Origin of the sequence: Trichococcus patagoniensis (assembly GCF_003051085.1) — a bacterium.
In the GTDB taxonomy this organism is placed as follows: Bacteria; Bacillota; Bacilli; order Lactobacillales; family Aerococcaceae; genus Trichococcus; species Trichococcus patagoniensis.
The window spans coordinates 1-11,800 of sequence record NZ_QAOM01000032.1 but is presented as its reverse complement, the minus strand read 5'-3'; the positions used below and the strand labels follow the sequence as shown (position 1 = coordinate 11,800).

Sequence of the window (11,800 nt, the reverse complement as noted above, 5' to 3'; positions counted from 1 at the left end):
GGTTTATATACGGAAAAAAACTGCCCCCACATTACTGGGAGCAGTCTGTAAAACTGTTTAAATATTTTACTGTCCTATTGACGGGTGGCACACCATTGGATGATGAGCCGGTCCCTTATTTGTGTATACTTCTTAATCGATCAGCGCTCTGCAGTAGTCGGCATCGAGATCCGAAAAATCGGTGACGATGACGGTCGCCAAGGACAGATCCTGCGGCGGGAAGTCCAGATTGCGGAAACCGATGCATTTGCAGCCGGCCGCATGTGCGGAGGCTACGCCGTTCCTGGAATCCTCTATGACGACGCAGTTTTCCGGGTTGGCCTTCAGGTTTTCGGCAGCATCCAGGAAAATATCAGGCGCGGGTTTGGAATGCGCAACGCTCTCTCCCGAAACGAAATAGCTGAAATATTTTTCAATGTCCAATGCTTTTACAGCCTTATGGATATCCGTCAACGGAGAGGAAGAGGCGATCGCCAAAGGAACTCCGGCTTCATGCAAGCGTGCAATGAAGGGGATCACACCCGGAATCGGTTGCAGGCCATCTTCTTCCATCAGGCGGTTCCGGATGACGTTCGCTCGTTCCACCAATTCGCCGACCGGAGCATCCAGCTTGAATTCATTTTTCATTGTTTCCCACATATACTCATGCGTTGTCCCTTGATAGCGGAAATGGTATTCCAACTCGGTGTCCACTCCAAATTCCTTCAATAACATACTTTCCGATCGCAAAAAGAATGGTTCCGTATCGATGATGACACCATCCATATCAAATAAAACGGCTTCCAGCATATCCTTACCTCCATATTGTGCGTACTTGTTCCAGTGCATCTTAACAAAAGTCCCGGCATTGCTCAACTGAAACAGAAAGCGCGTGAGCCGGAACGGTTATCCGCTTCATTATTCACTCAGTTCCTCGAGCGCCATTGTCTGTTCTTCCCAATCCTGCATCAGCTCATCCTGCTGCGCCTGTAGGGCGAGCAATTGCTGATTGAACTGTTGGACTTTTTCATGATCGCCGTAGACTTCCGGCTCCGTCAACTGCAGTTCGATCGCAGCGATGGCCTCCTCGACGGTCGCCAATTCATCCTCCAAAGCCTCCACTTGCCTGGCCAGTTTTCTTTCCAATTTCAGCTTTTCCTTGGAAGAAACGTAATCCCCTTTGGCTTTTGAAAGAGTCTCAACGGTAGTGTTTGTATCCACGGAATTTTCAGCCTGCTGCAGAGCTGCCAACGCCGCTTCTTGCTGTTTCTTTTCAATATAGTAATCATAGTCCCCGAGATACAATTTGCTGCCTTCAGCGGATAGTTCGACAATGCTGGTCGCGATCCGGTTGATGAAATAACGGTCATGGGAAACGAAAAGCAGGGTGCCATCGTAATCGATCAAGGCATTTTCAAGCACTTCCTTGCTGTCAATGTCCAAATGGTTCGTGGGTTCATCGAGAACGAGGAAGTTCTTTTGATCCAAAGCCAGCTTGCAGAGCGAAAGCCTGGCCTTCTCGCCGCCGCTCAATGCCGGAATCGTTTTTTCGACATCGGCGCCGGAGAACAGGAAACTCCCCAGGATGCTGCGCACGTCTTTTTCGTTCAGCGTAGGGTGAAGATCCCAAATTTCAGCGAGAACGCTCTTGTTTTTGGAAAGGTTGCCTAATTCCTGGTCATAATAACCCAGGTCCACATTGGCACCGAGCTGTACCCTGCCTTTCAAAAGCGGAATCTCGGAAATGATCGACTTCAGCAAAGTGGACTTGCCGATCCCGTTCGGACCGACGATCGCGATCGCTTGTTGTTTGCGAATATCAAGATTGATTGGGTCAGCCAAGACCGTATCGGAATAGCCGACAGCGCCATCTTCAAGGGTCAAGACGACGTTTCCGCTCTCTTTTGCGATTTCGAAAGAGAAGCGGGCGGACCGTTCATCGCCTTTCGGTTTGTCCATCCGGTCCATCTTCTCCAGACGTTTGCGGCGGCTTTGCGCCATCTTGGTAGTGGAGGCGCGCGCCAAGTTACGGGCGACATAATCCTCCAACTTGGAGATTTCATCCTGTTGCTTCTCGTAAGCTTTCAATTCCTGCTCCAAGCGGGCGGCTTTCTCGGTAAGGTAATAAGAATAGTTCCCTTTGTAATGCTGGATTTTGTGGCGGCTGATTTCATAGACTTCTGTGGCTACTTTGTCCAGGAAATAGCGGTCATGGGAAACGATCAAAAGCGAGCCGTTGTAACCGATCAGATAATTTTCCAGCCAAGCCAGCGTGTCGATGTCCAGATGGTTGGTGGGCTCATCCAAAATGAGCAGATCGTTCTTCTCAAGCAGGATTTTGGCCAAAGCGAGCCTTGTTTTCTGGCCGCCGGACAATTGGGAAATCGGGCGGTCGTAATCCTCTTCGTAGAACTGGAACCCGTGCAACACGGAACGAATCTCAGATTCGTAGCCGTATGCATTCTTTTCATGCAGGGTATGCTGAAGATGGTCGTAGCGTTCCAAAGCTTTTTGATACGCCTCTTCGTCTTCGAGCAGGTCCGGATCCCCCAAAGCGAAAGCGGCTTGCTCAGCTTCTTTGCTTAATTGGATGAGTGGGGCAAAAATCGTCAACATTTCTTGCCAAATCGTATTGGAGGAATCGACCGCGCTATGCTGATCCAAGTAGCCGATCGTAACTTCCTTGCTTTTGGAAACAGAACCGGCATCCGTCGCTTCGATGCCTGCCAAGATCTTCAGCAGGGTTGATTTCCCTGCTCCGTTTCGGCCGACGAGCGCAATGCGCGAATGGTCCTGGACGGTAATTTGAATATTATCGAATAAAACGCTCGCCCCAAAAAGGCGCGCCAAATTTTGTCCTTGTAATAAAATCATATGTAGTGTCCTCTTTCTAAACAAATACTGGCATTTATCCTTTTCATTTTATCACAGCAAGCACTGATTCGATAGGGACAAGCAGAGTTATTGCTATATTCACGTATTTGTGTATGTGAATTTTATTGATGATTCCGTTTACAATTAGTATTGTATTTCACATATTGTTCAAAAAAGGCTTCACAATCAAGTCCGGTTTCGAACAAATTAGTAGATTTTTCACAATCAGATGATATAATAGTCAATATGAAATGAAAGCTTAAGTATGTGAACATACTTTTTAAAGTTTGTGCATTCGGACAAACAATATCAGGTACGAAATGAACGAGGAAAGAAGAGGAGAAAATAATGTCGACGAAGGATATTCCAAAAGCTACGGCAAGGAGGTTGCCGATTTACCACCGCTATTTGCGCTTTTTGCATAATGCTGGTAAAAAACGTGTTTCTTCCACTGAATTGAGTGAGGCAGTAAAAGTGGACAGTGCTACTATCCGTAGGGATTTTTCATATTTTGGCGCACTAGGCAAAAGAGGATATGGCTATGATGTCGAGTATTTGTTGGATTTTTTCAGCAAAACCTTGAACCAGGACCGTCTGACGAACGTGGCTTTGATAGGTGTGGGTAATTTGGGGCATGCCTTATTGAACTACAACTTCCATGTAAGCAATAACGTGCGCATCAGTGCAGCCTTTGATATCGATGAAGACATCGTCGGAAAAATCCTCAGCGGAGTGCCTGTTTATCCGATGTCGGATATGGTCGAGCAGTTGCGCATCCAACAGATTGATGTAGCCATTCTTACCGTTCCCCTAGAAGTGGCTCAGGACGCTGCCAACCGATTGACTGAAGCCGGTGTCCGCGGCATCATGAACTTTACCCCGATCCGTCTTTCCGTTCCGGAAAATGTCCGCGTTCAGAATGTGGACTTGACGAACGAATTGCAGACGTTGATCTATTTCTTGGACAATGATATCGGCTGAGCAAAGTCGACAGCTGATGATAAGAAAACGCAAAAAGAAGGATGAGGCCGCCTCATCCTTCTTTTTTCCTAGTTTTTGTCGATGCTGTCTTTGATTTTCAAGTAAGCGTTGAACATGCGTACACCTTTGACAACATCACTTGTTGCGAACAGCACACTGATGATAGCCATGAATCCCCAGCCTGCAGTATTCACGGCATCGACTGCCAGCGAGATGAAGAGGATGGCGAAAACAAAGCGGATGATTATTTGAATTAGTAGATTTTTTAAAGTCATGTTATTCCTTTCTTTTTCCTAAATAGCAGGCTTCACGTGCCTTACGAAATGAGTTGGGACAGAATCGGCAAGGCGGACACGGCATTCATCAACGCATGCGCAATCATCGGAGTCGCTATGTTTCTTGTCCTGTAATAAAGGAAAGAAAACCATAGCCCGAGAGAGCCGTAAACCAAATAGTGCCCATCATTATGCGCAATCGCAAAAAGCAAAGCGCTGATAGTGGCTGCGCCGACTATCCCGATCCCGTCAACCAGATGCGTGACAATCGCTTTGCGGAATACAAATTCCTCCATCACAGGTGCAAAGAGGATGATGTTGAAAATAAAGAACGGATAGCGGTTTGTCAAGTCCAGCAACACTTCCGTATTTTCGGAAACGACGGGCATCTTGAACAAAAGATACTCCACATTCATCGCGACGATTTGAATCAGGACAGCTCCCATGAAACCGAAGAGTCCAGTCGTAAGCGTTTTTCCGATTGGGGCAGACGGTTGATCCGTAAGACTGTTTTGTGGTGTCCATTTTTTTCTGCTATTCCATGCTACCATAAGGACAGTTCCCAGGAAAGCAAAGAATAACGAGAGATTCATGGCGGCTGCGATGCGATCTGCCTCCGGAATGAAAAAGAGCATAAAGACCGGCAAGAGCTGAGAAGCGAGATAGATGAGGATGATCTGTATGGCTAACGTTAACCTTGAACGTATTTTTTTATTCATATATAGTACCTTTCTAAGAGAACTGACGTTTTTGCGCTTAAAAACAGTATAGCATAATAGCGAATAAAAATAGAATCGGAAAAAATCGGCTTCCCTCTTGCAAATTAATTGGAGATTGATTAATATAGAAATGTAACTTAGCACTCTAAGTTGATGAGTGCTAAAATGAACTTATTTTTGGAGGGATCATCTTGTTAAAACCATTAGGAAACCGTGTTATTGTAGAAGTTGCCAAAGAAGAAGAAAAATCTATAGGCGGCATCGTTTTACCGTCATCCGCTAAAGAAAAATCCCAAACAGGTACCGTAATTGCTGTTGGCGCAGGCCGCGTGACAGATAACGGCGTAACAATCGAAATGACCGTTAAGGCGGGGGATACCGTTCTTTTCGAAAAATATGCAGGCACAGAAGTTAAATATGCGGGAACAGAATACTTAGTGATCAAAGAAAGCGACATCGTAGCAATCCTGGACTAAAAATAAAATTCATGAGGTGAATCGATAAATGGCAAAAGACATTAAATTTTCAGAAGACGCAAGAGCAGCAATGCTTCGTGGTGTGGATATATTAGCAAATACCGTAAAAGTGACTTTAGGACCCAAAGGACGCAATGTCGTTTTAGAAAAAGCGTACGGCTCTCCGTTGATCACGAATGATGGCGTGACGATCGCCAAAGAAATCGAATTGGAAGATCGCTTCGAAAATATGGGAGCGAAACTGGTTGCCGAAGTTGCGTCCAAAACAAACGATATTGCCGGTGACGGTACTACGACTGCCACTGTTTTGACACAGGCCATCGTTCGCGAAGGGCTGAAAAACGTTACAGCAGGCGCAAACCCAGTGGGCATCCGTCGCGGTATCGAGTTGGCTACACAAGCAGCTGTAAAAGGTTTGGCGGAAATTTCCCAAACCGTGAATTCAAGAGAATCGATCGCGCAGGTTGCTGCCGTATCATCCGGATCGAAAGAAATCGGCGAATTGATTGCTGAAGCGATGGAAAAAGTCGGCAACGACGGGGTCATCACCATCGAAGAATCAAAAGGGATCGAAACTGAATTGGATGTTGTTGAAGGCATGCAATTCGACCGCGGTTACCTATCGCAATACATGGTCACCAACAACGACAAGATGGAAGCTGAATTGGAAGCACCATACATCCTGATCACGGATCGTAAATTATCCAATATCCAAGACATCTTGCCTTTATTGGAACAAATTCTGCAACAAGGACGCCCATTATTGATCGTTGCTGATGATGTTGACGGAGAAGCACTTCCTACATTAGTTTTGAACAAATTGCGCGGAACATTCAATGTAGCGGCAGTAAAAGCACCTGGTTTCGGTGACCGCCGTAAAGAAATGCTTCAGGACATCGCCATCTTGACAGGCGGTACAGTCATCGCTGAAGACTTAGGTTTGGAATTGAAGGATGCTTCCGTAGAGCATTTGGGTCGTGCAGGCAAAGTTGTCGTAACCAAAGATTCCACAACAATCGTTGAAGGCGCTGGCGAAAAAGCAGCCATCGAACAACGTGTGGCTGTCATCCGTGCGCAATCAGCAGAAACAACTTCAGAGTTTGACCGTGAGAAATTACAGGAACGCCTTGCGAAATTATCCGGTGGCGTCGGCGTCATCAAAGTCGGAGCGGCTACAGAAACTGAATTGAGAGAACGCAAACTGCGTATCGAAGATGCTTTGAACGCAACACGTGCTGCTGTTGAAGAAGGTATCGTATCCGGTGGTGGTACAGCCTTGATCAACGTCCAAAAATGCGTCGAAGCGTTGGAACTGACCGGCGACGAAGCGACAGGTGCACGTATCGTGGCACGTTCATTAGAAGAGCCAGTGAGACAAATCGCTGAAAATGCAGGAAAAGAAGGCTCCGTAGTAGCCGATAAGATCAAAGGCCTTGAAGTCGGCATGGGTTATAACGCCGCAACCGACGAATGGGTAAACATGATCGAAGCAGGAATCGTCGATCCTACAAAAGTGACACGTTCCGCATTACAAAATGCAGCCAGCGTAGCTGCCTTGATCCTGTCGACAGAAGCTATCGTAGCCGACCATCCATCTCCAGCCACACCCCCATCAATGGACCCAGGCATGGGCATGATGTAATAAAACAGTGTGTGATGAATCCTGAGCTCAGAGTTTGAGCACTAAGAGGAAATCCCCACCACGACCTGGTTTTGGTCGAGGCGGGGATTTCAGCTTAGGCGGAGAACTCTAGGATTCAGAACCGTTCTACAGGATGTGATGATTCGCGTTTAGATACCCGGACGTTGGAGCACCCAGCGAAGTGAACCTCTTTTGTTCACTACGTGAGGAAGCACTGTGACCGTACCGGTCAAGTGTATCATGTCTCTAAGCGATTGAAATCGCAAGAGCCATGACCAAACGGGAGCGGTATCTGCGAATCAGAACTCAACTACACAATAAAGGAAGCACTGTGACCGTACCGGTCAAGTGTGTCATGTCTCTAAGCGATTAAAATCGCAAGAGCCATGACGAATCCCACTCTAGCAATCGAGCAATCGAGGGCTAAGAGGAAATCCACCCAACGACCAAAAATTTGGTCGTTGGGTGGATTTTTGTTTATTCCGGTGTTTCCTCCGGCCAACGGAGGCTTCGCCGGAGTTCGGCCAACATTTAACTTCCGTTCTCCGATGAGACCGGCTTCATCGGAGGTGGGCCTCAAAGTTACCAGTGTTCTCCGGAGAGCAGCCGCCTCGCCGGAGTTGCGGACCGAATCCGGCGCGCTCCTCCGGCCAACGACAACCCGACTGCTTTCCTCCGGCCAACGGAGGCTTCGCCGGAGTTCGGCCAACATTTAACTTCCGTTCTCCGATGAGACCGGCATCATCGGAGGTGGGCCTCAAAGTTACCGATGTTCTCCTGCTAACAGCCGCCTCGCCGGAGCTGTAGACTGAATCCAACGCGCTCCTCCGGAAAAACGGTCATCTGACCGTTTTGATCCAGCGCTCTGCGCATAAGCAGCTGAAAATAAAAAAAGTCACCGTTTAAAAAGCTGATCCATCAAGGCTTTTGAAAGCTTTTGGATGAAAGTTAATGTTTTTGAAGGAAAATGATTGCTTTATTCCCGTGTAGGTGGTATATTTTTGTTCGAGAGGTGATAGAAAGTGCTTACAGAAGAACGGCATAAAATCATTCTAGACACTTTAGCAAAAGATAATATTGTAAAACTGCAGGACCTAGTCGATCAGACGGGCAGTTCTGAATCCACGATCAGAAGGGATTTGAGCACTCTTGAAGAGGCTGGCTTCCTGATCCGCGTCCATGGCGGAGCAAAGAGAAATTATAGTGTTTCCGCTGAAGACAGGATGGAAGATAAAACGTCCAAAAACGTTCGGGACAAACAACGGATCGCTGAAAAAGCAGCTCAATTAGTGAGCGCTCAAGACATCATCTTTTTGGATGCCGGATCGACCACCTACGAAATGATTCCCTTCCTGAAAGGCAAGAGCATCCTCGTCGTCACAAATGGCGTCCCGCATGCCAGCTTATTATCGGATATGCAAATCGAGACGATCCTTATCGGCGGCAAAATCAAGATGGAGACAAAAGCAGTCATCGGACCAGTCAGCCAAATGCAAATGAGAAATTACCGTTTCAGCAAAGCTTTTCTCGGCATCAACGGCATCGACAAGCAATATGGCTTCACGACGCCGGATACCGAAGAAGCGGCCATCAAGCGGATAGCCATCGAGAATGCAGCACAAAGCTATGTCATAGCGGATGCTTCGAAGTTCAAACAAGTCAGCTTCGTGAAGGTCTGCGACATTGAGGATTGCAGCATCATCAGTTACAATGTCCCGTCGGAAATCAAACGTAACCTGAAAGACAGTACAACTATTTTGGAGGCTGAATAATGATCTATACAGTAACATTAAATCCATCCATCGATTACATCGTCCATTTGCCCGCTATCGAGTTGGGTGAAGTGAACCGTATCCAACAGGATTTCAAACTGCCGGGTGGCAAAGGCATCAACGTTTCCCGCATTCTGAATGAACTGGAAGTGGAAAACACCGCATTAGGCTTCCTTGGAGGTTTCACCGGAAAATACATCGAAGACTGGTTGGAAGCGGAAAAAAGCAAAACGCATTTCACGCATGTGGATGAAGCGACCCGCATCAATGTCAAAATCAAATCAGGAGTGGAGACGGAAATGAACGGTCCCGGTCCGCATATCGAACCTGCAGTCGCCGAAGAATTCCTGAAACAATTCGACACGCTTGATCCGGAAAATGACATCGTAGTCTTGGCGGGAAGCAAGCCAGCAAGCCTGCCTGCTGATTATTACCAGACCATCATCCGCAGATTGACGGATAAAGGGGTAACATTCCTGATCGATACGACCGGGGAAGAATTGAAAAATGCCTTGCCGTACCATCCGTTGTTGGTTAAACCGAACCACCACGAATTAGCGGAATTATTCGATACAACTTTCGAAACGGATGAGGATATCCTGCCATACGGCAAAAAATTGCTTGAATCAGGAGCGCAATTTGCAATCATCTCAATGGCTGCAAAAGGGGCTATCCTGTTCACGCCGGAAGGTGTCTATCATGGAACGGTACCAAAAGGAAACCTCCGAAATTCAGTTGGTTCCGGGGATTCGATGATAGCCGGTTTTGTAGGTACGTATACGAAAACACATGACCCATTGGAAGCATTCAAAGTCAGTATCGCTTGCGGAAGCGCAACAGCTTTTGCAGACGATTTAGCCAACCGTGAAGAAATCGATGCCTTAGTCAAACAAGTCACTATCAGTCAGCTATAGGAAGGAGAACTTATTAATATGAAAATCAATGATATCTTACTAAAAGAATTGATGATTATGGATTTGCACGCAACAACCAAAGAGGGCGTTATCGATGAAATGATTGCAGGTCTTTCCACTAATGGCATCATCAATGATGTTGCGGTTTACAAAGAGGGCATCATGAAGCGCGAATCACAAACGTCCACTGGTTTGGGCGATGGCATCGCAATGCCGCATGCCAAAAATAAAGCGGTCATCAAACCCGCTGTCGTTTTTGCAAAAAGTACAGCCGGTGTGGACTATGCATCATTGGATGGTCAACCAGCACATCTGTTCTTCATGATCGCGGCTCCGGAAGGCGCAAATAATGTTCATCTGGAAGTTTTGGCGTCATTATCCCGTTTACTCATCAATCCTGATTTCACTGCATCATTGAAAAAAGCTCAGACTCCAGAAGAAGTGCAAGGATTATTTGCGGCAGCAGAAGCTGCACGCGAAGCTAAAGAGCAAGCTGAAGCAGCAGCGAAGGCAGCTCCAGTAGCAGCAACCGAAACGAAGAGACCTTTCGTCATCGCTGTTACAGCTTGTCCTACAGGGATTGCGCACACGTATATGGCTGAAGATTCATTGAAATTGATGGCTGAAAAAATGGGCGTTGATATCCGCGTTGAAACGAACGGCTCGGATGGCGTCAAGAACGCCTTGACAGCCGACGAAATCCGCCGTGCCGATGGCGTCATCGTGGCAGCTGACAAAAAAGTTGAAATGGCGCGCTTCAATGGTAAACACGTTCTTCAAAGACCGGTTAGCGATGGCATCAATAAAGCTGAAGAATTGATCACAAAAGCAATGCGTCAAGAAGCGCCGATCCTCAATGTAGAAGGCGATACCTTTGCTGTAAGCGAAAGCGATGAGAAGCCTTCAATCATCGGAAGAGTCTACAAAGACTTGATGAACGGTATTTCACACATGTTGCCGTTTGTTGTCGGTGGTGGTATCCTGATTGCGATTTCCTTCCTGTTCGAAACGTCATTCGGTGCAGATAGCCCGTTGTTCATTTCCTTCATGGCAATTGGTGGAGCCGCATTCAGCTTCCTGATTCCAATTTTGGCCGGTTACATCGCAATGAGTATCGCAGATCGTCCGGGATTGCTCCCAGGTATGGCGGGCGGTTACTTGGCTGTGCAAGCAAATGCCGGATTCTTGGGCGGGTTGATTGCTGGTTTCTTGGCCGGTTACATCATGGTTTATCTGAAGAAAGCCTTTAAAGGATTGCCTCGTACCTTGGATGGCATGAAGACAATTCTCTTGTACCCTGTGTTCGGTCTCTTGATCACTGGCTTGTTGATGTACTTCTTGGTAGGTCCTGTCTTCTCCACAATCAATACAGCTATGATCACCTTCCTGGAAAACTTGGGTACCGGTAATGCAGTCCTGTTGGGTGCTGTTCTTGGCGGTATGATGGCAATCGATATGGGTGGTCCATTCAACAAAGCAGCTTATGCCTTCTCAATCGGTATCTTCACGGATACTGGTGATGGCAGCTTAATGGCAGCTGTAATGGCTGGTGGGATGATTCCTCCATTGGCAATCGGTATCGCAACCTTGATCTTCAAAAACAAATTTACGGATATCGAACAAAAATCCGGACTTTCCAATATCTTGTTGGGCCTATCCTTCATCACTGAAGGTGCGATTCCATTCGCTGCAGCAGATCCGATGCGCGTCATCGGCTCATCCATCGTTGGTTCAGCGATTGCGGGTGGTTTGACGCAGCTATGGGCTGTTTCGATTCCTGCACCACATGGTGGCTTGTTCGTAATCACATTGGCTAACCGTCCGCTTATGTTCTTATTGGCTTTAGCAATCGGTACAGCCGTTTCAGCATTGATGTTAGGTCTTTGGAAACAAGACCAGACACAAAAAGTAGCAAAATAAATTGAATCATTCATTGAGAGAGCAGACGGGATGCATCCTATCTGCTCTTTCTTTTTTCTGTTCCGAAATCAAGTCACATAAATGAAAACGTTATGACAGATAAATGAGAATAATGTAAAAAAATGGGATGATTTCCATGGCAGATATGCTATAATCTCGTCTTTGACAGTAAAAACCACAAGAATGCTAATGTAGCAGGCATACTTGTGGTTTTTTTGCATTCAAAAATGAGTACTATTTCTTCTTTT

The 11,800-nt window shown here is 46.7% G+C and carries 10 protein-coding genes; 6 read left to right on the top strand and 4 right to left on the bottom strand.

Annotation, left to right across the window (positions count from 1 at the left end; all coding sequences use genetic code 11):
- Nucleotides 1-132 precede the first annotated feature (132 nt).
- Entirely contained in the window at nucleotides 133-789 is a 657-nt protein-coding gene (locus C8U37_RS14065; protein WP_108033836.1) for an HAD family hydrolase, read from the bottom strand.
- Nucleotides 790-897: 108 nt separating this feature from the next.
- Nucleotides 898-2,853 (bottom strand): ABC-F family ATP-binding cassette domain-containing protein, encoded by a 1,956-nt coding sequence (locus C8U37_RS14060; protein WP_108033835.1) that lies wholly within the window; start codon nucleotides 2,851-2,853, stop codon nucleotides 898-900.
- Between the two features lie 348 nt (nucleotides 2,854-3,201).
- Between C8U37_RS14060 and C8U37_RS14055 the strand changes: the two genes are divergently transcribed.
- Nucleotides 3,202-3,834 (top strand): redox-sensing transcriptional repressor Rex, encoded by a 633-nt coding sequence (locus C8U37_RS14055; protein ID WP_108033834.1) that lies wholly within the window; start codon nucleotides 3,202-3,204, stop codon nucleotides 3,832-3,834.
- 68 nt (nucleotides 3,835-3,902) lie between these two features.
- Here the strand turns inward: C8U37_RS14055 and C8U37_RS14050 are convergent, their stop codons facing one another.
- Together C8U37_RS14050 and C8U37_RS14045 are read right to left on the bottom strand one after the other, a co-directional pair.
- Nucleotides 3,903-4,109: a DUF4305 domain-containing protein gene (locus tag C8U37_RS14050; RefSeq protein ID WP_108033833.1), complete on the bottom strand. Its 207-nt coding sequence runs from the start codon at nucleotides 4,107-4,109 to the stop codon at nucleotides 3,903-3,905.
- Nucleotides 4,110-4,150: 41 nt separating this feature from the next.
- Nucleotides 4,151-4,828, bottom strand: coding sequence for a CPBP family intramembrane glutamic endopeptidase (locus C8U37_RS14045; RefSeq protein ID WP_108033832.1), 678 nt, complete (start codon nucleotides 4,826-4,828; stop codon nucleotides 4,151-4,153).
- 191 nt (nucleotides 4,829-5,019) lie between these two features.
- Here C8U37_RS14045 and groES point away from each other — a divergent pair, with 191 nt between their 5' ends.
- The 5 genes from groES (at nucleotide 5,020) to C8U37_RS14015 (ending at nucleotide 11,552) form a co-directional block, all read left to right on the top strand.
- On the top strand, nucleotides 5,020-5,304 hold the full coding sequence (gene groES / locus C8U37_RS14040) for a co-chaperone GroES (RefSeq protein WP_086629443.1): 285 nt from the start codon (nucleotides 5,020-5,022) through the stop codon (nucleotides 5,302-5,304).
- Between the two features lie 28 nt (nucleotides 5,305-5,332).
- Nucleotides 5,333-6,946 carry a chaperonin GroEL gene (groL, locus tag C8U37_RS14035; RefSeq protein WP_108033831.1) on the top strand — a complete coding sequence of 538 codons (1,614 nt, stop codon included), beginning with the start codon at nucleotides 5,333-5,335 and terminating at the stop codon, nucleotides 6,944-6,946.
- A 1,022-nt stretch (nucleotides 6,947-7,968) separates the two neighbouring features.
- Entirely contained in the window at nucleotides 7,969-8,718 is a 750-nt protein-coding gene (locus tag C8U37_RS14025; RefSeq protein WP_108033829.1) for a DeoR/GlpR family DNA-binding transcription regulator, read from the top strand.
- Nucleotides 8,718-9,632 (top strand): 1-phosphofructokinase, encoded by a 915-nt coding sequence (gene pfkB, locus C8U37_RS14020; RefSeq protein ID WP_108033828.1) that lies wholly within the window; start codon nucleotides 8,718-8,720, stop codon nucleotides 9,630-9,632. The genes C8U37_RS14025 and pfkB overlap by 1 nt, the downstream gene beginning before the upstream one ends.
- Nucleotides 9,633-9,650: 18 nt before the next feature.
- Nucleotides 9,651-11,552, top strand: a complete 1,902-nt coding sequence (locus C8U37_RS14015) for a PTS fructose transporter subunit IIABC (RefSeq protein ID WP_108033827.1) — start codon at nucleotides 9,651-9,653, stop codon at nucleotides 11,550-11,552.
- Nucleotides 11,553-11,800 lie beyond the last annotated feature (248 nt).

What these genes read in the sequence shown, in the direction of transcription:
- C8U37_RS14065 (WP_108033836.1), bottom strand. Translation starts at nt 789, where the DNA reads ATGCTGGAAGCCGTTTTATTTGATATGGATGGTGTCATCATCGATACG.
- C8U37_RS14060 (WP_108033835.1), bottom strand. Translation starts at nt 2,853, where the DNA reads ATGATTTTATTACAAGGACAAAATTTGGCGCGCCTTTTTGGGGCGAGC.
- C8U37_RS14055 (WP_108033834.1), top strand. Translation starts at nt 3,202, where the DNA reads ATGTCGACGAAGGATATTCCAAAAGCTACGGCAAGGAGGTTGCCGATT.
- C8U37_RS14050 (WP_108033833.1), bottom strand. Translation starts at nt 4,109, where the DNA reads ATGACTTTAAAAAATCTACTAATTCAAATAATCATCCGCTTTGTTTTC.
- C8U37_RS14045 (WP_108033832.1), bottom strand. Translation starts at nt 4,828, where the DNA reads ATGAATAAAAAAATACGTTCAAGGTTAACGTTAGCCATACAGATCATC.
- groL (WP_108033831.1), top strand. Translation starts at nt 5,333, where the DNA reads ATGGCAAAAGACATTAAATTTTCAGAAGACGCAAGAGCAGCAATGCTT.
- pfkB (WP_108033828.1), top strand. Translation starts at nt 8,718, where the DNA reads ATGATCTATACAGTAACATTAAATCCATCCATCGATTACATCGTCCAT.
- C8U37_RS14015 (WP_108033827.1), top strand. Translation starts at nt 9,651, where the DNA reads ATGAAAATCAATGATATCTTACTAAAAGAATTGATGATTATGGATTTG.